Below are 23,203 nucleotides of genomic sequence, written 5' to 3' on the forward strand. Positions count from 1 at the left end.
CTCGTGAGATGAGGGATTCGATGGACCGTCTGTCCTATATGCTGCGGGAGCTTCCTCCGGGGGAGCGCCCGCGGGAGAGAATGCAGCTTCACGGACCGGCTGCGCTCAGCACCGCGGAGCTTCTGGCCATTTTGCTTCGAACGGGCACCCGCGAGCAATCGGTCATTCATTTGGCCCAGCGTATTTTGAACGACTGCGGCAGCCTGAAAAACCTTGCCTCCCTCTCCTGGGAGGAGCTGACGCAAATTCGCGGAATCGGTCCGGCGAAGGCGCTGCAACTGCAGGCCGCGATCGAGCTCGGCCGCCGGGTTGCCCGTTCGCGGCTGCCGGAGACGGTTCAGATCACCAAGCCGCAGGATGCGGCCGACCTGTTGATGGAAGAGATGCGCCATTTGCGGGAAGAACGCTTCGTCTGTCTCTTTCTCAACACCAAAAATCAGGTCATCGGACGCGAAACGCTGTCGGTCGGCAGCTTGAACGCCTCCATCGTTCATCCCCGCGAAGTGTTCCGGGCGGCGATCCGCCGGAGCAGCGCTTCGATTCTGTGCGCGCACAATCATCCGAGCGGCGATCCGACGCCGAGCGCCGAGGACATTTTGCTGACACGCCGTTTGACCGAAGCGGGGGAACTGATCGGCATCGAGGTTCTGGACCACCTGGTAATTGGAGACAATCGCTTTATTAGTTTGAAGGAGACCGGCTGTATGTAATATAATGAATTGGATTGTCCTACAGGAGGTTTGGAACGTATGTTTGGAGGCTTTACGCGAGATCTGGGAATCGACCTTGGAACCGCAAATACGCTTGTTTACGTCAAAGGCAAAGGCATTGTCGTGAGGGAGCCCTCGGTGGTCGCCCTTCGTACCGATACCAAGAAAATCGAAGCCGTGGGCGAAGCGGCCAAAAAGATGATCGGCCGGACGCCCGGCAATATCCGCGCGATCCGTCCGATGAAGGACGGCGTCATCGCCGATTTCGAAACGACGGCCACGATGATCAAGTATTTTATCCGCCGCGCGCAGAAGGAGCGTTCGCTGCTTCCTCGGCATCCGAACGTGATGGTTTGCGTCCCTTCCGGCATCACCGCGGTCGAAAAGCGCGCGGTCGAAGACGCGACGAAGCAGGCCGGCGCGCGTGAAGCGTACACGATCGAGGAACCGTTCGCCGCGGCGATCGGGGCCGACCTGCCCGTCTGGGAACCGACCGGCAGCATGGTCGTCGACATCGGCGGAGGCACGACGGAAGTCGCGGTCATTTCGCTCGGCGGCATCGTCACGAGCCGTTCCATCCGCGTGGCCGGCGACGAGATGGACGAAGCGATCATGCAGTACATCAAGCGGCTGTACAATTTGATGATCGGAGAGAGGACAAGCGAACAGCTCAAAATGGAGATCGGCTCCGCCCTGCCGCTGGACAAGGTCGAATCGATCGAAATTCGCGGCCGCGATCTCGTCACCGGCTTGCCGAAGACGCTTGCCATCACTTCGGACGAGATTACGGAAGCCTTGTCCGATACGGTGAACGCGATCGTCGAGGCGGTCAAGGTGACGCTGGAGAAATGTCCTCCCGAGCTGTCCGCCGATATTATGGACCGGGGGATCGTGCTGACCGGCGGCGGCGCGCTGCTGCGCAACCTCGACAAGATGCTTGCACGGGAAACGGGAATGCCGGTCATCGTGGCCGAGAACCCGCTGGATTGCGTGGCCATCGGCACGGGACGCGCGCTTGACAACATTCACCTGTTCAAAACGAGGTCCAGCCGCTAATCGGCATTGCGAAATGCCCGGTGAAAGGAAGCGGGTGAGCGGATATTTTTAGGATCGTGCGCAACAAGCGCTTGTTCATTTTGATGATCGGAGTCATGGTGGCGATCGCCCTGCTGGGATACACCTTTGGCCGCAGCAAGCTGACCTGGCCCGAGAAATTTATCAACGACACCTTCGGAACGCTGCAGGGCGCGTTGTATCGGCCCGTTGGGGCGGTGGCGGATTTTTTTCGCGATCTGAGCCGTCTTTCCGACGTGTATAAGGAGAACGAGGAGCTTAGGCAAACCGTCGCCCGCTACACGGAGGACAAAATCCGCTACAACCTGATCGCCAAACAAAACGAAGCCCTGCAGGAGGAGCTCAACTTTACCGAACGTCAGAAGAAGCTTTACAACTACAAGTTTCTGATCGCGCAAGTCGTGGCGAACAGTTCCAACCCGTACGACCCGACCATCAAGATCAACCTCGGTTCCCACGACGGGGTCAAGGAGAAGATGGCGGTTACGACGGTGGACGGGCTTGTCGGTCTGGTGAGCCGCGTATCGGAGTTCACCTCCACGGTGACGCCGATTACGGAGCTGAGCTCGACTTCGACCGATTCCATCTCGATTGCGGCCACGATTTTCGGCCGCGAGGATCAGTCGTTCGGCATCGTGGATTTCGACAAGGAAAAAAACGTGCTCCAAATGAGCAAAATCGACGAGAACGACGTTGTCAAGGAAGGCGACATTGTCATTACGTCCGGCTTGGGCAACGTGTTCCCCAGAGGCCTTATTATCGGTAAAGTGGTCAGCAGCCAGGTCGGCGATTTCGGCCTGACGCACACGGCTACGATTGAACCGGCCGCGAAGTTCGACCATCTCAACGACGTGTTCGTCGTGGTTACGCCGGATGTGGATGCGCCGTGAACATGCGAATGAACTGGACGATTCTGGCGACGGTTCTGCTTTTGCTTGTTCAGACGTCCGTTCTGCCCTGGCTTGTTCCGCCGGGGTGGAGCGACCGTCTGCTGCCTCATTTGCCTTTTATTATGACGGTATTTGTCGCCCTCTACGGAAACCGGCACCGGGCCTTCTTTTTCGGGCTTGGCTTCGGTCTTCTGGAGGACGTCTTGTTTTACGGCAAGTTGATCGGCGCCTACGGGTTTTCGATGGCTTTGCTGGGGTATTTGCTCGGGCTGATCGCAGAGCGCCGCCCCCGCACGCTGAGCTTTACGCTCGTTTCGGTCGCTTTGGGAAGCGCTTTGCTCGATATGATGGTATACGGCATATATGATCTGTTTCAGTTGGTCAATGTGACGTTTGCGTTCGCGGTATATTGGCATATCGTGCCCACGTTGCTGATTTCGGCACTGCTTGCTCTCTTGCTGTATATTCCGGTTCGCAGATGGCTCGTAAAAAACATCGCCTCGTCCGCCGAAGAAAACGGGGGCTAAGAAGCGCTCGGCAGGAATTCGGGCTTATCTGGCAGAATTGGTTAGGGTGGGGGAGGAGCGAAAGTTGAACGGCAAATCAGCGGTTACGATCAAAGGCGTCAAAGATGGACTCGTATTCCTGCTTGACGATCAGTGCGACTTCGTGTCGCTGTTGGACGAGCTTCAGGCCAAGCTGGACAAGCACGAGCAGCAGCTCGCGGGCCCCATCGTTCATGTCACCGTCAAGCTCGGTTCCCGGCAGCTAAGCGAGGACGAGAAGGAACGGATTCGCTCCGCCATTCGGCGCCAGGGCAATTTTCTGGTGCAAAGCATCGAAAGCGATGCCGAAGCCGATCAAGCGGCCGGCCGCAAAAACGCCTTACATACGATAGCCTGTATCGTGCGTTCGGGCCAGACGCTCGAGTTTGACGGCGATTTGTTGCTGCTTGGCGACGTCAATCCGGGCGGAATCGTGCGTTGTACAGGCGATATCTATATCCTGGGAGCGCTGCGGGGAGTCGCGCACGCCGGCTATCCGAACCGTCCGGACGCCATTATCGCGGCCTCGCGCATGACGCCTACGCAGCTGCGTATCGCGGATGTCATCAGCCGGCCGCCCGAGGAGTGGACTTCGTCCGAACCTTGGATGGAATTTGCTTATTTGCGCGACGGTGTCATGGCGTTGGATAAGCTGACGCATCTGCATCATCACCGCAAAGAAGTCTTGCATTTCAAAGGAGTGTAAATCGATGGGAGCAGCGATCGTCGTGACTTCAGGGAAAGGCGGCGTCGGCAAAACGACCACGTCGGCGAATCTGGGGACGGCACTGGCGCTTATGGGGAAAAAAGTGTGCATGGTCGACACGGACATCGGTCTGCGCAACCTGGACGTGGTGATGGGACTTGAAAACCGCATCATTTACGACCTTGTCGACGTTGTGGAGGGGCGCTGCAGGCTCAATCAGGCGCTCGTGAAGGATAAACGGTTTGACGAGCTGTATATTCTCCCTGCCGCCCAGACGAAGGACAAGAATGACGTTTCTCCGGAGCAGATCCGCAAGCTGGTGGAAGACCTCAAGCCCGATTTCGATTACGTGATTATCGACTGTCCCGCCGGGATCGAGCAAGGGTTCCAGAATGCCGTTGCCGGGGCGGACGAAGCCATCGTGGTGACGACGCCGGAAAACGCCGCCGTCCGCGATGCCGACCGCATTATCGGCTTGCTGGAGAAAAAGGGGATTTCCAGTCCCAAGCTGATCATTAACCGGATTCGCCCCAATATGCTCAAAAACGGCGACATGCTGGAGATCGACGATATTTGCCAGGTGCTTGCCATCGATTTGCTCGGGATTGTGCCGGATGACGAGAATGTGATCAAAGGCGCAAACCACGGAGAACCGACGGTGATCAATCCGGCTTCCAAAGCCGCCATCGCCTACCGCAACATCGCCAGACGCATTCTCGGGGAGACCGTTCCCCTGATGCAGCTTGAGGAGAAAAGCGGCATGTTCGGTCGGTTCAAGAAGTTTCTCGGAATGGGTTGATTCCGCTTGCTGAACCGAATCAAGAAAATCGACTGGCTGATGATGCTGATTCTGATCGCCTTCGGGGTGATCAGCGCCCTTGTCGTTCGAAGCGCCACCTTCAACGACCCGAAATTCGCCAACTCCGACGTCAAGACGTTGATGTTTTACGGGGTCGGCTTTGTTATTTTGCTGTTGATTACGCTATTCGATTACAGGCTTCTATTGAAGACCTGGTATGTCTGGTATGCACTCGGCATTTTGTCGCTTATTCTCGTCTTTTTCTTCGGCTCAAATCGCAACGGCGCCCAAGGCTGGTTCGATCTTGGGGGAGGGCTGACGTTTCAGCCGGCGGAATTGATGAAGCTGTTTCTGATTATTGCCGTAGCGGCCATCATGGGCAGGCGGCAAGGGGAGCCGCTCCGGTTCCGCACCGACGTGATGGCCGTTGCCGCCGCTTCGATCGTGCCGTTCGCGCTCGTCATGATTCAGCCGGACCTCGGGAACGCGATCATTTATATTTTTATCGTGCTCGGCATGCTGTGGATCGGCAACGTTCGCTACACATACGTGCTGATCGGTCTTGCTTCGGTCGTTGCGGGTCTCGTGCTTTTCGTCACCTTATTCAACGCGTTTAATACGGAAATCAAGGAATTCCTGTCCGACCATAATAAATCTCACTGGTACCAGCGGATCAATACCTATATCCATCCGGACCAGGCGACGGCGGACGAACGCCGGCAATCCGAGTACGCCAAGATCGCGATCGGGTCGGGGGGCTTGACCGGCGACGGCTATATGCAGGGCGAGTCGAAAAACCGGAAGTTTATTCCGTACACCTACTCCGACTCCATCTTCGTCGTCATCGGCGAGGAGTTCGGATTTCAGGGCTCGGCGATTTTGCTGTTATTGTATTTCATTTTTATATACCGAATGATTTTGATTGCCTACCAGTGCTACGATTTGCGGGGATCGTTCGTCATCATCGGCATCGCGTCCATGATGGTCTTTCAGATTTTCCAGAACATCGGGATGATGATCGGCATCATGCCGATTACCGGCATTACGCTGCCGTTCATCAGCTACGGGGGCACCTCGCTGCTGCTCAACATGATCTGTATCGGTCTTGTGTTCAGCATCAAGGCTCACCAGGAGAAGTACACCATGGACCCTTAGCCGTTTCGGAACCGCAAGCGCGAATCACCCATAAGCCTGCCCTCATCGGCAAGACCTACCGGCCGAATCGGGCAGGTTTTTTTAATTCCCGCGTTCCCGGCCGGCCGCTCCGCAGGTCGCTGCATGCCCGGCTGGCATTGCAACGGATGGTCTAAACCGGCCTTGTCCGCCATATCGTGTTACAAAGGAAACGGACAAGGGGTGCGAAAGATGCGGGTTCGAAATAGCGTCCGCGAACGGAGACGGTTGCGCATTCAGCAATTAATAGAAATGCCTCGCGGCCCGACCGTGCCGGAACCGCCGGCCGGGGACGCCTGGGATGACGGGCCGGCGCGGCCGGAGACGGCCGGAAGAGCGGAGCGTCCGCTTCCGGAGCCGGCGGCGGGCCCTGCTACCCCTGCCCATGCGGGATGGGCCGGCCGCGTTTCGAAAGCCGCCGAAGCCGACCCGGAACTATGGTGGAAGGAACGGCAGCGGCAATTGGCCGGAGGATCGGACCGGAGCGGCATCGGCCTTGCCGGTTTGAGCCGGTTGCCGGGCGCCGGAGAACCGGGAGGCGCGGGCAACGGAAGCGGGCCCGGCCGGACGGTACCGGGAAGCGGTGTTCGCGGATTCATGAAAGAATTGGCCGTCCGCACGGTTGCCGCCGGACTTCTTTTGGCCGCCCTGTGGGGATGGCTCCGGCTGGAGCTTCCCGGCAGCGGGCAGGCGCGGGACTGGGCGATTGCGGCGGTTACGCAGGATATGGACTTTCAGGCGATCGAAGCGTGGTATGAGCGTACGTTTGACGGCTCGCCGTCGTTTCTGCCGATCTTCCGCCAGCAGGAGGAGACGCGCGCCGTCAGCGCAAACTGGACCCGGGAGGAAACCGTACTGCCGCTCGAGGGGCGAATCGTGCAGGGATTTGACGCCGGCGAAGCCGGAATCCGGCTTGCGGCCCCGGAGGGCAGTCCCGTTTTTGCCGTTCATACGGGACGGGTGACCCAGGTGACGACCGGCGACGAAGGGCTGGCGACGATTCTGATTCAGCATGTGAATCGCATCGTGACCGTTTACGGAAACGTGGCGGACCCCGAAGTGAAGCCGAACGACTGGGTGAAAGCGGGACAAAAGCTCGGCGAGCTCGGCGGTGGACGGAACGGCGACGGCAGCGTGGCGGGGGAAGGAACGCTGTATTTTGCCGTGGAGCAGAACGGGAAAACGCTGGACCCGGCGGAAGTGGTGCCGTTTGATTAAATGGCGGGGCGTCTCGTTTAAGGTTCATCCCTTGTTTGTTCTGCTGATGCTTGCATCCATTGCGACAGGGCATTTCTTGGAGACGGCCGCGCTGTTTGCCATCGTGCTGTTTCACGAACTGGGGCACCTCGCCATGGCGCTTCGCTACGGATGGAAGGTAAAAGAAGTAAAGCTCCTGCCGTTCGGCGGGGTCATGGAAGCCGAAGGCGCCGGAACGATTCCGGCGCGGGAGGAAGCGATCGTCGCGATCGCCGGCCCGCTGCAAAACGCCGTTCTGGCCGGCGGCGCCTGGCTGGCGGGACAAGCCGGGCTGATCGACCCGTCATGGGCGGAAGATTTTATCCGGGCGAATGCGGCGATCGCTTTTTTTAACCTGGTGCCGGTCTTGCCGCTGGATGGCGGAAGGATCGCGCAGGCCTGGATCAGCCTGCGTCTGCCGTACCACAAGACGCTGGTCTGGAGCGCGAGAACGAGCCTGGCGCTGAGCGGCGCGGTGGTGCTGCTGTCCGTTTTTCCGCTTTTTCTGGGCGGCCTGCTGCAGTTGAATTTGCTTTTGGTCGGCCTGTTTTTGTGCGCTTCGAACTGGTCGTACTTGCGCAACGTGCCGTTTGTGTTTCTCCGGTTTCTGGTTCATCGGGCCCGGCGCTCGGAATCCGAAATCGACGGCGGAACGCTGGCCCAGCCGATCGTCGTCGCCGAGCATCGCCCGCTCTCCTCGGTTATTCATCTGCTGATGAAAGAGCGCTATCATCTGGTCTATGTGATGAACAGGGGCAAAATCGTCCGCGTCGTGCCCGAAGGCATCATGATCGACGGGTTTATCGGAACGCTCACAAACGGACATGCGGATTCTCGTTTTTTCATGTAAAATGGGAGAAACGGCTTTGGAAGGGAGGCAGGTATGAAGCAGCTGCTTGTCCATTGTACGCGTCATGCAACCCAGTCGGCCCTTGTGGAAGACGGAAGGCTAACGGAATTCAGCGTCGAGCGGTCGGAAGGGGCGTCGCTGGTCGGCAACCTTTACAAAGGCCGGGTTGTCAACGTTCTGCCCGGCATGCAGGCTGCCTTCGTCGACATCGGCCTGTCCAAAAACGCGTTTTTGTACGTCGACGACGTGCTGCATCCCCATCTCGACAAGCAACCGAAGGTGAAGCCGGCCATTACGGAGCTGCTGAAGCCCGGGGACGAACTGATCGTACAAGTGATGAAAGAGCCGCTCGGAGGAAAGGGCGCTCGCGTGACCACGCATTATTCGCTGCCTGGACGCTCCTTGGTTTATATGCCTTACGCAGATTATGTCGGCGTATCGAAGAAGATCGAGCAGGATCAGGAGCGAAGCCGTTTGAAGCATATGGCCGAGGAGCTGCGCAGGCCGGGCGAAGGCGTGATTTTGCGGACCAATGCGGAAGGCGAAGGGCTGGAATCGCTGGCCAAAGATTTGGGAGAACTGCGGAGCATCTGGCAGGGCATCCTGGCGGCGGCCGAGACGGCGGCCGCGCCGAGCGAGCTGCATCGCGATTTTGGCCTTGTTCAGCGGATGGTGCGCGATGTGTTCACGCCGGATACCGAAGAGCTGATTATCGACGACGAGAACGCGTACCGCGACGCGCGGGCTTACATGCTCAAGACGGCGTCCGGGATGGAGGACCGTCTTCGGCTGTACCGGGACCCCGAGCCCCTCTATGAAAAATTCAATATTTACGCTCAGCTCGACAGGGCGTTTCAACAGCGGATTTGGCTCGAAAGCGGGGGCTACCTCGTCTGGGATCAGACCGAAGCGCTGACGGTTGTCGATGTCAACACGGGCAAATATACGGGGACGGTCGATCTGGAGGAAACGGTGTTTCGCACGAATCTCGAGGCTGCGGCCGAGATCGCCCGTCTGCTGCGACTTAGAGACGTGGGCGGCATCGTCATTGTCGATTTCATCGATATGGAGAGCGAGCAGCATCGCCAGCAGGTCGTTCAGCAGCTGGAGGCGACGATGAAGAGCGACCGGACGAAATGCCAGGTGCTCGGCTGGACGCGGCTCGGCCTCCTGGAATTGACCCGCAAGAAGGCGCGGGCCAACGTCGAATCCTATTTCTACGAGACGTGTTCCGCCTGCAAAGGCAGGGGAAAGATTTATATCCGCTAGCCGATTGCCGGGCTTCCGCCGCGCTGACGGACCCGCCGGCGCCGCCTTTTCCGCGCAGAGAGCGGCAGGGCGGCGCGGAGCGGGCAAGGGAAGGCTAGCGAACCGCCTGCTTTGCTTGCCCGTTTGATCAGGCGTTGCTCGGGTCCGGATAGGTCTCCCGCAAAAACGTGACGGACTGAACGATCAACTGTTTCAAAACCTCGATATCGATATCGTCGACTTTGTTGATATACACGCACGCTTTTCCCGTCGTATGTTTTCCGAGTTTTTTTAACCCTTCTTCCCGGTTTGGGTCGCCCGCCGCGAAATACAAGCTGATTTTTCCTTTTCGGGGCGAAAAGCCGACCAGCGGAGCGTCGCCTTCGTGGCCGGATTCGTATTTGTAATGGTAAGAGCCGAAACCGATAATGCTGGGCCCCCACATCTTCGCCGGATAACCGGTCGTCTCGGTGAACAGATCCAACAACCGATACGCGTCCTCGCGTTTTTTCGGGTTTTCGACCTGTTCGATAAATTCGATGACGCTGGCTTCGGTCTCCTTTGTTTTTAGCTCGTACATGCGCACCCTCCTTTTTTTCGCGATACCGCAAGTGTAAGGCTATTCATTTAATGTTATACCATTTCGTTTTTTGCCGGTATACCGTTTCTTGCTTTTTTACGATAAAGCGACGGCCTGGCAAACGGCAAAACGGCAAGCATGCGGCCGGCGAATTGACGGTTGTAATCCTTTGGCCTATATGATAAAATTCTATAGTGCGTGCAAAGTGCTCAAAACAATTGCATGCTGTAACCGCACTCCAACGGGTAGCGAAAGTCCGGCGTTCCGGCGAAGCTTGTGCCAAGCTGCGCGGCCGGCACCCTTTGAGGCGAGTCTTGGACATGGGGAGGTGCACATATGTACGCGATTATCGAAACCGGCGGCAAGCAATACAAAGTACAAGCCGGCGACGTCATCTTCGTGGAGAAGCTGTCCGCTAACGAAGGCGACACCGTGACGTTTGACCGTGTGCTTGCGGTTTCCGGCGACAACGGGTTTGTAACCGGCACTCCGCTCGTAGCCGGCGCTTCGGTTACGGCGAAAGTCGAGAAGCACGTCAAAGGCGAGAAGATCATCGTCTTCAAGTATAAACCGAAGAAGAACGTTCGCAGGAAGCAAGGCCATCGCCAACCGTACACGAAAGTAACCATCGAGTCCATCAAGGCGTAACCGGCAGGCCGCGATGATTACGGTGAACATTTTTCGCGGGGCAGACGGCCGGATCGTGCGGTTTTCCGTTTCCGGTCACGCCCATTACGCAGACCCCGGTCAGGACATCGTCTGCGCGGGCGTTTCTGCCGTTACGGTCGGCGCGGTGAATGCGATCGAGAAGTTGACGGGGCTTGTTCCCGTTACGGAGGTTGAATCCGGCTGGCTGTCGGCAACCGCTCCTGTGGGGGACGACGAGCGCCGGAACGACCAGGTGCAGCTGCTGCTGGAAGGCATGGTTGTCGCCCTGCAATCCATAGCGGAAGAATACGGAAAGCACGTGAAGATAAAGGAAACAACCGCGAAAAAAGGAGGTTGAGATCCATGTTGAAGCTGAATCTTCAGTTGTTCGCATCGAAGAAGGGTGTCGGTTCCACCAAGAACGGCCGCGACAGCCATTCGAAGCGTCTTGGCGTGAAGCGCGCCGACGGCCAAATCGTGACTGCGGGCAGCATTCTGGTGCGCCAACGCGGCACGAAGATCCACCCGGGCAACAACGTCGGCATCGGCAAGGACGACACGCTGTTCGCGAAAGTCGAAGGCGTCGTCAAGTTTGAGCGTTGGGGACGCGACCGCAAGAAAGTCAGCGTATACCCTGTCGAGCAAGCGCCAGTCGCCGCAGCTCTCGAAGGCTAATACTTTTCAACCAGAACCCCGGCCACAGCGTGAGCCGGGGTTTTTGGTTCAAAGCGGTTCGGAAGGCATGCCGCTGCGCTGTCCGCTCCGAACCGGTGTGAATGCAGCATGTGCGACCGGAAGATTCGGGCGCAGCCGTTTGACTTGAATGATCGAAACGGGGAAGTCGCATGATGTCAAAACATCGGATTGCATGGGCGGCAGTTCTCGCCGCTTCGCTGGCGCTTCCGGGCGCGGCCGTGTTTGTTTGGCGGGACGCCTGGTGGCCCTTGGTAGTTTTTGTACTGTGGAACGCCCTGGCCGCGGCGCTGTTCATTGCGTTCGATCGCAGGCACATGCAACGTCGCCACGAACGGCTCGTCGACCACGCGCAACGCGCCGCGGTGGACATGCTCAGCCATCATCGGCACGACTGGATGAACGAAGTGCAAATTTTATACGGCTACTTGAAGCTTAAGAAATACGAAAAAGCAATGGACGTCGTGGACAGAATAAGAAACCGGATGGAACGGGACAGCCGCATATCGCGGATCGGCATTCCGAGCCTGGCCGTATACTTGTTGTCGTTCCGCGCCGCAGGCCATGCGATACACCTTGAAGCGGAAATCGAAGACAGCTGGAATCCCGACTTGATCGGCCCGCACCAGGACAATCTGACGGGGGCCGTCGCCGCTCTTGTGAACGTCATCCGCGTTCATGCCGCTGCAGCGCCGGAAGAGCCTTATGTGCTCCGGCTTCGTTTCGGCGCGGAGGGCCGGCGGGTGCGGCTCGGCATGGTTTACGAAGGGGAACTGATAGCGCGGGACAGCATCGCAACAGAATTGGAGCAGGCTTTGAAAGGCTTTGGGAACCTGACGGAAGAATGGGATGGCGGCAAGGGCGCCGAAGGCCGTCTGCGTTGGACGATCGCGTTTCCGCTTTGCGATAAAGCCGAACAGCCTGCATAACGGAGTGAATGCATCATGTTTGTGGACAAGGCGAGAATTTATGTAAAAGGCGGAGACGGCGGAGACGGACTGGTCGCATTCCGCCGCGAATTGTACGTGCCGGAAGGAGGACCCGCGGGCGGAGACGGCGGCAACGGCGGCAACGTCGTCTTCCGCGTGGACGAAGGCCTCAGAACGCTGATGGACTTTCGCTATCAGAAGCACTTCAAGGCGAAGCCCGGGGAAAAAGGGCGCAACAAATCCCAGCACGGGGCCAACGCCGAAGATTTGATCGTGCGGGTGCCCCCCGGAACCGTCGTGTACGACGACGATACGGGAGAATTGATCGCGGACATGACCCGTCACGGGCAGGAAGTCATCGTGGCCAAGGGCGGCCGCGGGGGCCGCGGCAATATCCGGTTCAAAAGCCCGGCGAATACGGCGCCCGCCATCGCGGAAAACGGCGAGGAAGGCCAGGAGCGTTGGGTCGTGCTGGAGCTTAAGGTGATGGCGGACGTCGGGCTTGTCGGCTTCCCGAGCGTCGGCAAATCGACGCTGCTGTCGGTCGTATCGGGCGCTCGCCCGAAGATCGGCGCCTACCATTTTACGACGCTCACCCCGAACTTGGGCGTCGTGGAGCTGGACGACCACCGCAGCTTCGTGATGGCGGATTTGCCGGGGCTGATCGAAGGCGCCCATGCGGGCGTCGGTCTCGGACACGATTTTCTCCGCCACGTGGAGCGTACCCGGGTGATCATCCATGTCGTGGACATGGCCGCATTGGAAGGGCGCGATCCGTACGACGATTGGGTCAAAATCAACGAAGAGCTGAGATTGTACAACGCCAAGCTGGCCGAGCGGCCGCAGATTGTCGCCGCCAACAAAATGGACATTCCCGAGGCGGCGGATCATTTGGCCGTGTTCCGCGAGAAGGTCGAAGCTTCCCGCCCGGGCACGATCATTATGCCGATTTCCTCGATTACCCGCCAGGGCGTAAACGAGCTGCTGTACAAGGCGGCCGAGCTTCTGGACTCGCTGCCGGCCGAGGCGGAGCAAGCCGGGACCGAAGGCGGCGAGCGCTCGGAAAACGTCGTCTACCGGATGGAACGCAAACCCGAGCGTCCGTTCAACATTTCCCGCGACAACGAGACGTTCGTGGTGGAGAGCGAAGAGATCGAGAAGCTGGTTAAACGGACCCAATTCAGCTCGTATGAAGCGGTTATGCGTTTTGCCCGCATCCTGCGCAACATGGGGGTTGACGAGGAACTGCGCAAGCGCGGCGCCAAGGACGGGGATACGATCCGGGTCGGCGAATTCGAGTTCGAGTTTTTCGAAGGCGGCAAGGACGCTTACCTGTTCGATGACGATTAACAGCACGAGAAGCGCCGTGCGCTTCGCATATGCAAAACGTCTAAGGCGGAATCCTGCTGCAATTGCATAGTTGCGGTACGCATTTTGGGGGTTGCAAGGGGTGTCTTAACAGCGGGACGTTCTGCTGGAAAGACGCCCCTTTTTTTGTTTCTAGCTTGGGGCAAGGAAAAAAACGCATGGGAATTGTCCGCCCGTCCGGTCCCTCACGATTATTTGTCCTGCCTATTGCCGCGAAGCGCCTCTTTCGGTATAATGTCCACTATACACAGACATTCGTCTTTCCTGGGAGGACGGAAAATGGCGGAACGTTATTTCGTTGTCCGCGAGGATTTGCTGCCGGACGGCATTCTCAAGACCGAGCAGGCGAAGGCGCTGCTCAGGCGCGGGGAAGCCGCGACAGTCAACGAGGCTGCCGAGCGCGTGGGCCTTAGCCGAAGCGCTTTCTACAAATACAAAGACGGCGTTTATCCGCTCGAGCAGACGACCCGCGAACGCATTGCCACCCTGTCGATGGACCTGGAGCACCGGTCGGGTGTTTTGTCCAAAGTGCTCGGCATGCTGGCGGTGAACGAAGGAAATGTGCTGACCATTTCCCAATCCATTCCGCTACAGGGACTCGCGAACGTAGTGGTGACGCTTGACACCTCGCAGCTTGGCGGAACGTTAAACGAGCTGGTCGACAAGCTGAAGTCGCTGGACGGCGTCAGACGGGCGACCGTTGTCGGCCGAAGCTGACGCGCGGCGCTCGGGCTTGATTTTTTTGTTGCCTTTATGCTTTTCTCATCCGAGGAGGAAACGTGTTGATGAAACCGGTAAAAGTAGGATTGCTTGGACTTGGAACGGTCGGAACCGGAGTGGTCCGCATCGTTCAAGGCCATCAGGAGGATCTGCAGAGCCAGACGGGCTCGCCGATTTCGATCGAGAAGATCCTGGTCAAAGACCGACACAAAAAAAGAAGCATCGCGGTGGAGCCTTCCAAGCTGACGGAAGATCCGTGGGAAATCGTCCGCGACCCGAATATCGACATTGTGATCGAAGTGATGGGCGGGATCGAGGAGACGAGAAAGATTATCCTTGAAGCGCTCGAACGCGGCAAGCACGTCGTCACCGCCAACAAGGATCTGATGGCGCTGCACGGGCAGGAGATATTGGCGAAGGCCCACGAGAAGGGCTGCGACGTGCTGTACGAAGCGAGCGTGGCCGGCGGCATTCCGATCATCCGTACGCTGATCGAAGGCTTCTCCTCGGACCGCATTACGAAAATCATGGGGATCGTCAACGGCACGACCAACTACATTTTGACGAAAATGAGCCAGGAAGGCGCGTCGTACGACGAGGTGCTGAAGGAAGCCCAGGCGCTCGGCTATGCCGAAGCCGATCCGACGTCCGACGTCGAGGGGCTGGATGCCGCGCGCAAGATGACGATTTTGTCCACGCTCGGTTTTCGCGCCAACGTGGCGCTCGAAGACGTCGACGTCAAAGGCATCAGCTCGGTGACGCAGGAAGATATCCGCTATGCGCAGCAGCTGGGCTATGAAGTCAAGCTGCTTGGCATCGCGGAGCGCCAGGACGATTACATCAGCGTCAGCGTGCAGCCCACGCTGGTCAAGCGCAGCCATCCGATCGCGTCGGTGGGCGGCGTCTTTAACGCCGTTTACGTGTACGGCGAAGCGGTGGGCGAAACGATGTTCTACGGCCCCGGCGCGGGCGAAATGCCGACGGCGACGTCGGTCGTGGCGGACCTTGTGGCCGTCGTGAAAAATGCCAAGCTCGGCATTAACGGACGCCGGACCGCCATCTCCTACAACGAGAAAAAACTGAAAAACGACGAACAAATCGCATCCAAATACTTTTTGCTGCTGAATGTGGAAGACCGCGCCGGGGTTCTGGCCCAGATCGCGCAGGTGTTCTCGCAGCTTGACGTCAGCATCGAGTCCGTCATGCAGCCTGCCAACGCGGAGCAAAGCGGGGCCGAGCTGATCATTACGACGCACAGCGCCAGCAAGGCCGCGATCAACCAGGTGCTGAAGGCGTTTGAAGATCTGCCCTCGATCCGCAAAGTCAAAAGCGTTTACCGCGTCGAGGGTTGAAGACGCTTCGTTCAGCACACCAAGAGATCAAAGGAGTCTTCTTATGCTTTATAAGATGAAAATGGAAGAAGGCCGCTCTTGCGTGCGTGCCGAAGGTCGGGGCGCACGGCGGAAGCCGGGCGGGGTGCGGCCATGAGCAGGACGCTGGCTTCCAGAAGCGGTCCGGCCGTTTGCGACCGCGTTGTCGTCCGGGTGCCGGCAAGCACGGCCAACCTGGGTCCGGGATTCGATGCGCTGGGCATGGCGCTGTCTTTGTACGCTTGGGTGGATTTGCGCCCTTCCGACGGGGCGGAAGGAACGACGATTACGCTTCTCGGGAAGGGGATGGAAGGCGTTGCGACGGACAAGTCCAACCTTGTCTATCAGGTGGCCCAGGCCGTGTTCGCCAAGGCGGGCGTCGAGCTTCCCGAGCTGCATATCGCCATCCGCAGCGACATTCCGCTGACCCGGGGACTCGGCAGCAGCGCCTCGGCCATCGTGGGCGCGCTTGTCGCTGCCAATGCGCTGATCGGCGGCGCGCTGTCCGACGATACGCTGTTTCAGATGGCGACCGAGCTCGAGAACCACCCGGACAATGTCGGGGCATCGCTGTTCGGGGGCGTGATCGCCGCCGCGTGGGACGGCGCGCGCGCGGAAGCGGTTCGCTTCGATCCTCCGGCCGGGCTTACGGCGATGGTCGTCATCCCTTCGTTCGAGCTGTCGACCAAGCGCGCCCGGGGCGTGCTGCCGGAGCGGCTGCCGTTTGGCGACGCCGTCTTTAACGTGAGCCACAGCTCGCTGCTGACGGCCGCGCTTGCGACCGGCAGGCTCGACGTGCTGCGCCACGCGATGCGCGACCGCCTGCACCAGCCGTACCGGGCGGCGCTCGTTCCGGGGATGGACAAGATTTTGCGCGAGGCCTCGGAGCACGGCGCTCTCGGCGCGGTGCTGTCGGGCGCGGGCCCGACGCTGCTGGCGCTCGTCGAAGCCGATTCGGACCGGCGCGAAGAGCTGGAGCGGTTTGTGACCGCGACGATGGCCGGCGAAGACATCGAGGTGGACATCCGCTGGCTGAAGCCGAGCTTGCGGGGACCGGAAATCCGGAAGCTCCACGCGGACGATCCGGATTTTCGCCTGGAGCCGCAGCAGCTTCTGCCCGCGGGCGAAACGGAGGTGGGCGCGTGAGCACGCATTCGCGCAAACCCACTGTCGCCGCGCTGCCGAAAGGCTCTTTTTCCGACGAAGCCGCCCGTTATTTTTTTCGCGGCAGGCAGGTCGAACTGGTTTACCACAACATGATCGCCGACGTTTTCAAATCGACCGACCGCGGAGATACCGACTGGAGCGTCATTCCGATCGAAAACACCATCGACGGCTCCGTCAGCCTGCATATGGACTGGCTTGTCCATGAAGTCGACCTTCCCATTCGCGCCGAATGGGTGTTTCCGGCCGTGCAGAACCTGGTCGGGCGCTTGTCCGAGCTGCAAAGCGAGAGCGGAAGCGGGTCCTGGGACCCGGCCAAAATCCGCAAGGTCATCAGCCACCCGGTCGCGATGGCGCAATGCTACGAGTTTCTCCGTTCCCGCCTTCCGCACGCCGAGATGGAAACGCGAAGCAGTACGGCCGAAGCCATCCGCACCGTTTCCGAGCATCCGGGCGAAGGCTGGGCGGCGATCGGCACCAAAACGGCGGCTGCCGAATATGGTCTGGATGTGCTGGAAGAGCGGGTGACGGACCACGACAACAACTATACCCGTTTCCTGCTTGTCGGCCGAACGCCTTTTGAAGATGAAAACGCCGTTCTTCGCAAAACGAGCATTCTCGTCACGTTGCCGGAGGATTACCCGGGAGCGCTTCATCAGGTTCTGTCGGCGTTTGCCTGGCGGAGAATCAACCTGTCCCGCATCGAGTCCCGCCCGACGAAGAAAAAGCTGGGCAACTACTACTTTTTTATCGATATCGAAATGTCGCTGGATACCGTTCTTCTTCCCGCCGCCTTGGCGGAAATCGAGGCGATCGGCTGCCAGGTGCGCATACTGGGCTCGTACCCCAGTTATCCTTATGAAGGTTAGTTGTGAAACGCAAAATTCGGAGGGATCGACGAAATGGCAGAGCAATGGATTTATTTGAACGGGCAGTTTGTCGCCAAGGAAGACGCGAAAGTTTCCGTATACGACCACGGCTTTTTGTACGGCGACGGCATTTTTGAAGGCATCCGGATTTATGACGGAAATATTTTCCGCTGCAAGGAGCATCTCGACCGGCTGTACGATTCGGCGAAGTCGATCATGCTGGAGATTCCACTGTCGTATGCCGAAATGCAGGAGGCGCTGATCGAAACGGTCCGCAAAAACGATATGCGCAACGGTTATATCCGTCTTGTCGTCTCGCGCGGCCCCGGCAACCTGGGCCTGGACCCGCTGCGCTGCCCGAAGGCGTGGGTGATCATCATCGTCGAGCAGCTGTCCATTTATCCGGAGGAAGCTTACCGAGAAGGGCTGCGTTCGGTATCCGTAAGTCCGCGCCGCAACTTGCCGGATGCGCTGAACCCGAAGATCAAGTCGCTCAACTACTTGAACAACATTTTGGTCAAAATCCAATCCAACCTTGCGGGCGTCGGCGAAGCGATCATGCTGAACTCGCAGGGCTATGTGGCCGAAGGGTCGAGCGACAACATCTTTATCGTCAAACGCGGCACCGTGTACACTCCGCCCTGCTACGTCGGCGCGCTGGAGGGCATAACGAGGGGCGCCATCATGGAGCTGTGCGGCAAGCTCGGCTATCCGCTGAAGGAAGAACCGTTTACGCTGCATGACGTTTATACGGCGGACGAAGTGTTCTTCACGGGAACGGCCGCGGAGGTCATTGCCGTGCGCGAGGTGGACGGCCGCGTAATCGGAGCCGGCAAAGCCGGTCCGATTACGACCCATCTGCTGCAGGAATTCCGCAAAATCGTTACGGTCGACGGCGTCAAAGCGTTTTAACAACCGCAAATCGCCTCCGATTCCGCCCTCGCGGCGGTTTCGGAGGTTTTTTACATGATGACGGTCTGCACGGCCTTCCCCCGAAACTTTCGAATGAAGCCGGCCGGCGCTTCCACGGGCGAAATTCAGTCGGAGCCGAAGGAATCCAACTTTTATCCCCGTATGGATGTCAAACGCCCAACTCCTGCATAGGATGTAATGGTTGTGTGGGGCAATCGCCCACACGGAACGATCATGCGCACAGGAGGGAAATGCGTGAAAATCCATGTGGTCAAAAAAGGGGATACATTGTATCTCATTGCCAAAAAGTACAACGTGGCGCTGGAGGAATTGATTGCAGCCAACCCTGAAATCGCCAACCCGGACGAGATCGACGTCGGAATGAAAATCAAAATCCCGATGCCGGCCAACCCTGCTTTCGAAATTATGCATCAGCACACCGTTCAGCAGGGCGACACGCTGTGGAAGCTGTCCAAAGCATGGGGCATTCCGCTGGAAACGTTGATTAAAGCGAATCCGCAGTTGAAAAATCCGAACGTTTTATTGACCGGCGAGATCGTGAACATACCGAAAATCGGGTCAGGTCATTTCGGCGGCGGACATAACGCTCCGGCAACAGGCGCGGCAAACGTTCAGCCTTTCGGAGGGTGGCCTTCGGGCAAAAAGGATACGGGCGTCAAAGCGGAAACCGGCTTCAAGCCGGGCATCGGCGGCAAACCCGAAACGGGGATCAAGCCGGAAACCGGAAAAAAACATGAAACCGGCGTCAAGCCTAAGGAAGTCGAGCATGCGCAATTGCCCAAAGAAGCCAACATCGCCCCGAATATTGAACCCCATGTCAAACCCAACGTAGAACCCAATATCGGTCCCAATATCGCTAACGTGGAGCCCAATATCGGTGTCAATATCGCTCCCAACATTGCTCCGAATATCGAACCCAACATCGCCCCCCATTTCGAACCCAATATTGCCCCTAACATTGCCGCGGCTCCGATCCACCATGAACCGTTCAAAATCCAAGCGGAACCGCATGCCGATCTGTTCAAATCCTATCCTATTCCCGCGTTGGAAGCGACGGCTCACTTTCAGCATCCTTGCCCCGAAATTCCCAAGGTTTCGCCGGAGAAGGCGGAAAGCTACGGACACGGGTATGGTTGGGAACAGGAAAATATCGCACCGCAAAGTTTCGATTACGGTTCGGCACAGGCTGCGCATCATAAATTCGGGTACGGTCTGGGCCCGGCACATGAAATTCCGCACGGCTACGGCTGGAATGTCGGATCGCAGGCCGCCCACGGCCACGATTGGGGAAACGCTCCGGCCCAAGTTTCGCCGCAAAGCGAAAACGTCAGCGCCGAAAATGCCGCGTTTCCGTTTACAGGCACGGAGCCGGCCCAAACCTACGATGGCCACGACGGAAAAGGCGGCTGGACCGGCACTTCGGATTACCCCGGATACGGCGGATATTATCCGGTCGGCGCGGCTCCTTTCGCATCGCCGAATGCAGCGGCTCCTTTTGCATCGCCGAATGTAGCGGCTCCATCCCACGTTTCGCCGGCAGCCCAATGGCCCCACGGGGGATGCGATCCTTGCACCGGCGCCCCGCTATGGACCGGACCGAACGTGTCTGCGGCCAATGTTGCGCCCGCGAACGTATTTCCGTCGAGCGAAGGTTATCCTGTTGCAGGGGCAAACGCTCCGTACGGCTATCCTTCTTACGGGGCTTATCCCGGTGCAAATACGGCCGTCGCCGGCGCGGGAACATCGTATTATCCGGGTTATCCGGGCGGAGCAGGCCTTGAAGCGGCGGGAAATTGGCCGGCAACCGCTCCGTTCGGCGGACACGACAACGTTTCACCGTCCTTTGCCGCTCCGTACGGCGGACACGACAACGTCTCGCCAGCCTTCGCCGCTCCGTACGGCGGGCACGATAACGTTTCACCGTCCTTTGCCGCTCCGTATGGCGGGTACGATAACATTTCGCCGGCCTTTGCCGCTCCGTACGGCGGGTACGGTTATCCGGCGGCGGTGTCGCCTTTTTCCGGATATCCTTCGATCCCTCCGATTCCGGTGATGCCGTCTGAGGAAGCGCTGAAAGACGATGACCATCGACCGTTCGAAGAGCAGGACGACAGCGCCAAGGAGGACAGGGGACAAAAGGCTTCCGCTTCTTCGGGCAAGAAGAACAAGCCTCAGGTCAAAGTCAAATCGAAACCGGCGGCTCAACCGTCTAAACCAAAACGCAAACAAAGCCACCCTTGGATCAAGTGGTAACGATTAGCGAATAATGATGGAATCCCCGGGCAGACTAGGGTTAAAACCAGCAGAGAAGGGGATTTCATTGTTTGGTTTAAGGATTCGAGGCTTAAAGAAACGCATCAAGCGTCAACGCCGGCCAATATGGTCTTTAGGAATGTGGGCGGGGGCTGTCCTTGCGGCGACCCTCGCCGGCGCCTATATTTCGTATCAATATGTAAACGAGTGGTCTGTCTTTGCGCCGGGCAAGGGCGAGGATCAGCCCGTATGGTCGGACAACCTCCCTGTATCGTATGAGGATGCCTCGACATCCCGAGGGCAAACGATGACCGCTTTATCCAAATGGGACGGCGAAGTGGAAGTCGTTTTGCATCGCGTTTATTTGTGCGGAGAAGAATCGCGGTTGCTGGGCAAGCATACCACGCGGGAAACGATGGAACTGCTGAAAGCGCATCGGGAATGGAGCGCTTCGTTTGACCGAAGCGGGCGCGTCGTGATGGAGGAAGCCGTCGACGATCTCTCTCCGGCCTGCCGCAAAACGGCAACGATCGCCTTGGACGAGGACGGCAACCTCTCCCTTTACGACGGTCCGCCGAGGAAGGAAAACGTCATTCGGACCTTTTTTCAACTGGATGTAGGTTCGCTTGAAAGCAGCCTGTCGAAGGAGCGGCTAAAAGAATTGGCCAAAGGCATCCGGGTGACGGATCGCGACGAGTACAACAGCGTGCTGTCGACGTTCAGCGATTTCGCCGTGGAGAAAACGAAGGACGTCATGAAATCTTCCGGGTAAGGAAGCGAAACGCCCGGTATCCGGCGGCGGCGGCGGGTATCGGGCTGTTTGGGCTTGACGGAAATTGTTGCCTGTTTTTATAATAAAGTATCCTAAATATGGTTAAACGTTCAGGAAGCACCTGAAGGCGGTTGAATACCGTCTTTTGGTGCTTTTTTCGTGTTTTCGGCTGGATCGGGGAGCCGGTCCGTCTGAAGCTCTTTGACAATGGAATATGCCGGCAGCGGACACGGTATTTTGGCGTAAGGCATAGACTCGAAGCGAGATAGGTTTGGTATAATTGGAAACATATAGCGGGCGAGAAGGAGAGAATTTTGTGACGAAGAAAACAGGTTGCGTATTGATGATTTTGGTTCTGGCTTTCGTTATGTCGGCGTCTTGGGCAGGAGCGGCATCCCCTATCAAGTATGGCATTCCGAACATTAACGTGCTGCTCGACGGCAAGCGGATCGCCTTTCCGGACGTATGGCCGCAAGTAGATGCCAACCAGCGGGTGCTGGTGCCGATCCGTGTCGTGTCCGAGAACCTTGGGGCAAAGGTCAATTACGCCAACAACATGATTACGATTACGCAAGGAAGCAAGGTGGTCGTGCTGACCATTGGCAGCAAGACGGCGACGGTTAACGGTAAGCCGGTGACGTTTGACAGCGCCGCCGTCGTCAAGAACAGCCGTACGCTGGTCCCGCTGCGCTTCGTCTCCGAGGCGCTCGGCCAGACGGTGGAGTGGGACGGAACGGACAAGTATGTGTGGATCGGGAAGAAGGAAGTTCCCGTGCTGCAGGATGTTGTGAAGAAAGTTCAACCGTTGGATGATTTTAAAAAGTATTATGGAACGCAGAAATTTCTCATTGACGACCCCTATCGGGACGGTGTACGTGTCTTTCAAGAAGAAAAGTTTCCGATTATCGTCCCAAATCCGTATAACTCTGAAGGAACAACAATTTTTTATAATCTGTGGTTGGATAAGTACGAAGGCGAAGTTGTTGTCAAGGTTCATTACAAGGGGCCAACCATTGGAATATCCTTCCTGACAGGAGATGGCGTTCCTCGATCCAGAAATGGAATTGCACTGTGGCGTCAGAAATTGAATGACGGCAGCCAAATCGATATTTTCCCTCTATTGGATAAATGGGATAACTACCAATGGAAAGTAATAGATTGGGATAAGTTGCAGCCTTCAGATATTCAGTACATTCACTTTAAAGTGGATGCAGGCTCTTATGTTCTTCTCAAAAAACCGTTTAAATAAAAACAGGAGGTACTTATGGGTTTTAAACGAATAGTTTCCCTTCTGCTGGCGATCACCTTGATCGCCAGTCTTTTTTTTACCGGAAATCCGAACACACAAGCTGGGACCATACCTTTGATTTCGGATAAAGAGGCGTCTGGAAATCAGGGGGATCCGAATACATTCTATTTTATTGCTATGTTCTCCTATGCGATTTGGGAAAATGACGCTGGCAAATGGCAGCCGCTCGCTCCTGGAGGGGATGCAGTTGGTGTTGAATTCCCCTACAGTTTCGACATCCCAAATCGAAAAATTACGAGTGTCGATGTTGTACCTTTCTCAAATGCAACGTACATTAGCAATCCTCAGGAATGGAATAAAGTCTTTCAAAAATCACGCTCTGACCAATGGAATAACTATAAGGACCAATCCAATACAGGGTTTC

General features: G+C 57.7%; 24 protein-coding genes. 23 read left to right on the plus strand and 1 reads right to left on the minus strand.

The features are described 5' to 3' along the window. The first annotated feature begins 20 nt into the window (after positions 1-20). The 10 genes from radC (at position 21) to F560_RS0103830 (ending at position 9,252) form a co-directional block, all read left to right on the plus strand. Positions 21-710 carry a RadC family protein gene (gene radC, locus F560_RS0103785; RefSeq protein ID WP_019004379.1) on the plus strand — a complete coding sequence of 230 codons (690 nt, stop codon included), beginning with the start codon at positions 21-23 and terminating at the stop codon, positions 708-710. 39 nt (positions 711-749) lie between these two features. Then, positions 750-1,766: a rod shape-determining protein gene (locus tag F560_RS0103790; RefSeq protein WP_019004380.1), complete on the plus strand. Its 1,017-nt coding sequence runs from the start codon at positions 750-752 to the stop codon at positions 1,764-1,766. Between the two features lie 56 nt (positions 1,767-1,822). Next, positions 1,823-2,674, plus strand: coding sequence for a rod shape-determining protein MreC (gene mreC / locus F560_RS0103795; RefSeq protein WP_019004381.1), 852 nt, complete (start codon positions 1,823-1,825; stop codon positions 2,672-2,674). A gap of 2 nt (positions 2,675-2,676) precedes the next feature. After that, positions 2,677-3,201 carry a rod shape-determining protein MreD gene (gene mreD, locus F560_RS0103800; RefSeq protein ID WP_033395755.1) on the plus strand — a complete coding sequence of 175 codons (525 nt, stop codon included), beginning with the start codon at positions 2,677-2,679 and terminating at the stop codon, positions 3,199-3,201. A gap of 64 nt (positions 3,202-3,265) precedes the next feature. Then, positions 3,266-3,925 (plus strand): septum site-determining protein MinC, encoded by a 660-nt coding sequence (locus F560_RS0103805; RefSeq protein ID WP_019004384.1) that lies wholly within the window; start codon positions 3,266-3,268, stop codon positions 3,923-3,925. A gap of 4 nt (positions 3,926-3,929) precedes the next feature. Further along, positions 3,930-4,724: a septum site-determining protein MinD gene (minD, locus tag F560_RS0103810; protein ID WP_019004385.1), complete on the plus strand. Its 795-nt coding sequence runs from the start codon at positions 3,930-3,932 to the stop codon at positions 4,722-4,724. A 6-nt stretch (positions 4,725-4,730) separates the two neighbouring features. Beyond that, positions 4,731-5,879 carry an FtsW/RodA/SpoVE family cell cycle protein gene (locus F560_RS0103815; protein WP_019004386.1) on the plus strand — a complete coding sequence of 383 codons (1,149 nt, stop codon included), beginning with the start codon at positions 4,731-4,733 and terminating at the stop codon, positions 5,877-5,879. Between the two features lie 210 nt (positions 5,880-6,089). Next, positions 6,090-7,115: a M23 family metallopeptidase gene (locus F560_RS25465; RefSeq protein ID WP_169449885.1), complete on the plus strand. Its 1,026-nt coding sequence runs from the start codon at positions 6,090-6,092 to the stop codon at positions 7,113-7,115. Then, positions 7,108-7,983 carry a M50 family metallopeptidase gene (locus tag F560_RS22400; protein WP_019004388.1) on the plus strand — a complete coding sequence of 292 codons (876 nt, stop codon included), beginning with the start codon at positions 7,108-7,110 and terminating at the stop codon, positions 7,981-7,983. The genes F560_RS25465 and F560_RS22400 overlap by 8 nt, the downstream gene beginning before the upstream one ends. Before the next feature lie 33 nt (positions 7,984-8,016). Next, a complete protein-coding gene (locus F560_RS0103830) occupies positions 8,017-9,252 on the plus strand; it encodes an Rne/Rng family ribonuclease (RefSeq protein ID WP_019004389.1) in 1,236 nt (411 codons plus the stop codon). Positions 9,253-9,379: 127 nt separating this feature from the next. Here F560_RS0103830 and F560_RS0103835 read toward each other — a convergent pair whose 3' ends face one another. Then, positions 9,380-9,811 carry a DUF1801 domain-containing protein gene (locus F560_RS0103835; RefSeq protein ID WP_019004390.1) on the minus strand — a complete coding sequence of 144 codons (432 nt, stop codon included), beginning with the start codon at positions 9,809-9,811 and terminating at the stop codon, positions 9,380-9,382. A 336-nt stretch (positions 9,812-10,147) separates the two neighbouring features. On the opposite strand from F560_RS0103835, the gene rplU reads away from it, so the two are divergent. The 13 genes from rplU to F560_RS24470 all read left to right on the plus strand — a co-directional run bounded on the left by rplU (position 10,148) and on the right by F560_RS24470 (position 22,779). Next, complete coding sequence (gene rplU, locus F560_RS0103840; protein WP_019004391.1) at positions 10,148-10,459, plus strand: 50S ribosomal protein L21; 312 nt, start codon at positions 10,148-10,150, stop codon at positions 10,457-10,459. 13 nt (positions 10,460-10,472) lie between these two features. Beyond that, entirely contained in the window at positions 10,473-10,817 is a 345-nt protein-coding gene (locus F560_RS0103845; protein ID WP_019004392.1) for a ribosomal-processing cysteine protease Prp, read from the plus strand. Positions 10,818-10,822: 5 nt separating this feature from the next. Next, complete coding sequence (gene rpmA, locus F560_RS0103850) at positions 10,823-11,134, plus strand: 50S ribosomal protein L27 (RefSeq protein WP_019004393.1); 312 nt, start codon at positions 10,823-10,825, stop codon at positions 11,132-11,134. A gap of 170 nt (positions 11,135-11,304) precedes the next feature. Beyond that, entirely contained in the window at positions 11,305-12,081 is a 777-nt protein-coding gene (locus F560_RS24460) for a Spo0B domain-containing protein (protein ID WP_083931969.1), read from the plus strand. Positions 12,082-12,096: 15 nt separating this feature from the next. Beyond that, positions 12,097-13,431, plus strand: coding sequence for a GTPase ObgE (obgE, locus tag F560_RS0103860; protein WP_019004395.1), 1,335 nt, complete (start codon positions 12,097-12,099; stop codon positions 13,429-13,431). 297 nt (positions 13,432-13,728) lie between these two features. Further along, positions 13,729-14,166, plus strand: coding sequence for an ACT domain-containing protein (locus F560_RS0103865; protein WP_019004396.1), 438 nt, complete (start codon positions 13,729-13,731; stop codon positions 14,164-14,166). Positions 14,167-14,234: 68 nt separating this feature from the next. After that, a complete protein-coding gene (locus F560_RS0103870) occupies positions 14,235-15,521 on the plus strand; it encodes a homoserine dehydrogenase (RefSeq protein ID WP_019004397.1) in 1,287 nt (428 codons plus the stop codon). A gap of 132 nt (positions 15,522-15,653) precedes the next feature. Next, positions 15,654-16,685 (plus strand): homoserine kinase, encoded by a 1,032-nt coding sequence (gene thrB, locus F560_RS0103875; protein WP_019004398.1) that lies wholly within the window; start codon positions 15,654-15,656, stop codon positions 16,683-16,685. Next, positions 16,682-17,572: a prephenate dehydratase gene (gene pheA / locus F560_RS0103880; RefSeq protein ID WP_019004399.1), complete on the plus strand. Its 891-nt coding sequence runs from the start codon at positions 16,682-16,684 to the stop codon at positions 17,570-17,572. Before thrB ends, pheA begins: the two co-directional genes overlap by 4 nt. A 33-nt stretch (positions 17,573-17,605) precedes the next feature. Beyond that, complete coding sequence (ilvE, locus tag F560_RS0103885; protein WP_019004400.1) at positions 17,606-18,484, plus strand: branched-chain-amino-acid transaminase; 879 nt, start codon at positions 17,606-17,608, stop codon at positions 18,482-18,484. Between the two features lie 255 nt (positions 18,485-18,739). Further along, positions 18,740-20,758, plus strand: coding sequence for a LysM peptidoglycan-binding domain-containing protein (locus F560_RS24465; protein WP_019004401.1), 2,019 nt, complete (start codon positions 18,740-18,742; stop codon positions 20,756-20,758). Between the two features lie 307 nt (positions 20,759-21,065). Beyond that, positions 21,066-21,530 (plus strand): BofC C-terminal domain-containing protein, encoded by a 465-nt coding sequence (locus tag F560_RS25885; RefSeq protein WP_019004402.1) that lies wholly within the window; start codon positions 21,066-21,068, stop codon positions 21,528-21,530. 316 nt (positions 21,531-21,846) lie between these two features. Next, positions 21,847-22,779 (plus strand): copper amine oxidase N-terminal domain-containing protein, encoded by a 933-nt coding sequence (locus tag F560_RS24470; protein ID WP_019004403.1) that lies wholly within the window; start codon positions 21,847-21,849, stop codon positions 22,777-22,779. The last annotated feature ends 424 nt before the right edge of the window (positions 22,780-23,203 follow it).

Origin of the sequence: Cohnella laeviribosi DSM 21336, assembly GCF_000378425.1 — a bacterium.
GTDB lineage: Bacteria > Bacillota > Bacilli > Paenibacillales > Paenibacillaceae > Cohnella > Cohnella laeviribosi.

Coding starts and splice junctions, on each gene's coding strand:
- radC (WP_019004379.1), top strand. CDS start 21: ATGGACCGTCTGTCCTATATGCTGCGGGAGCTTCCTCCGGGGGAGCGC.
- F560_RS0103790 (WP_019004380.1), top strand. CDS start 750: ATGTTTGGAGGCTTTACGCGAGATCTGGGAATCGACCTTGGAACCGCA.
- mreD (WP_033395755.1), top strand. CDS start 2,677: ATGCGAATGAACTGGACGATTCTGGCGACGGTTCTGCTTTTGCTTGTT.
- minD (WP_019004385.1), top strand. CDS start 3,930: ATGGGAGCAGCGATCGTCGTGACTTCAGGGAAAGGCGGCGTCGGCAAA.
- F560_RS25465 (WP_169449885.1), top strand. CDS start 6,090: ATGCGGGTTCGAAATAGCGTCCGCGAACGGAGACGGTTGCGCATTCAG.
- F560_RS0103830 (WP_019004389.1), top strand. CDS start 8,017: ATGAAGCAGCTGCTTGTCCATTGTACGCGTCATGCAACCCAGTCGGCC.
- F560_RS0103835 (WP_019004390.1), bottom strand. CDS start 9,811: ATGTACGAGCTAAAAACAAAGGAGACCGAAGCCAGCGTCATCGAATTT.
- rplU (WP_019004391.1), top strand. CDS start 10,148: ATGTACGCGATTATCGAAACCGGCGGCAAGCAATACAAAGTACAAGCC.
- F560_RS0103845 (WP_019004392.1), top strand. CDS start 10,473: ATGATTACGGTGAACATTTTTCGCGGGGCAGACGGCCGGATCGTGCGG.
- rpmA (WP_019004393.1), top strand. CDS start 10,823: ATGTTGAAGCTGAATCTTCAGTTGTTCGCATCGAAGAAGGGTGTCGGT.
- F560_RS24460 (WP_083931969.1), top strand. CDS start 11,305: ATGATGTCAAAACATCGGATTGCATGGGCGGCAGTTCTCGCCGCTTCG.
- obgE (WP_019004395.1), top strand. CDS start 12,097: ATGTTTGTGGACAAGGCGAGAATTTATGTAAAAGGCGGAGACGGCGGA.
- F560_RS0103865 (WP_019004396.1), top strand. CDS start 13,729: ATGGCGGAACGTTATTTCGTTGTCCGCGAGGATTTGCTGCCGGACGGC.
- F560_RS0103870 (WP_019004397.1), top strand. CDS start 14,235: ATGAAACCGGTAAAAGTAGGATTGCTTGGACTTGGAACGGTCGGAACC.
- thrB (WP_019004398.1), top strand. CDS start 15,654: ATGAGCAGGACGCTGGCTTCCAGAAGCGGTCCGGCCGTTTGCGACCGC.
- ilvE (WP_019004400.1), top strand. CDS start 17,606: ATGGCAGAGCAATGGATTTATTTGAACGGGCAGTTTGTCGCCAAGGAA.
- F560_RS25885 (WP_019004402.1), top strand. CDS start 21,066: ATGACCGCTTTATCCAAATGGGACGGCGAAGTGGAAGTCGTTTTGCAT.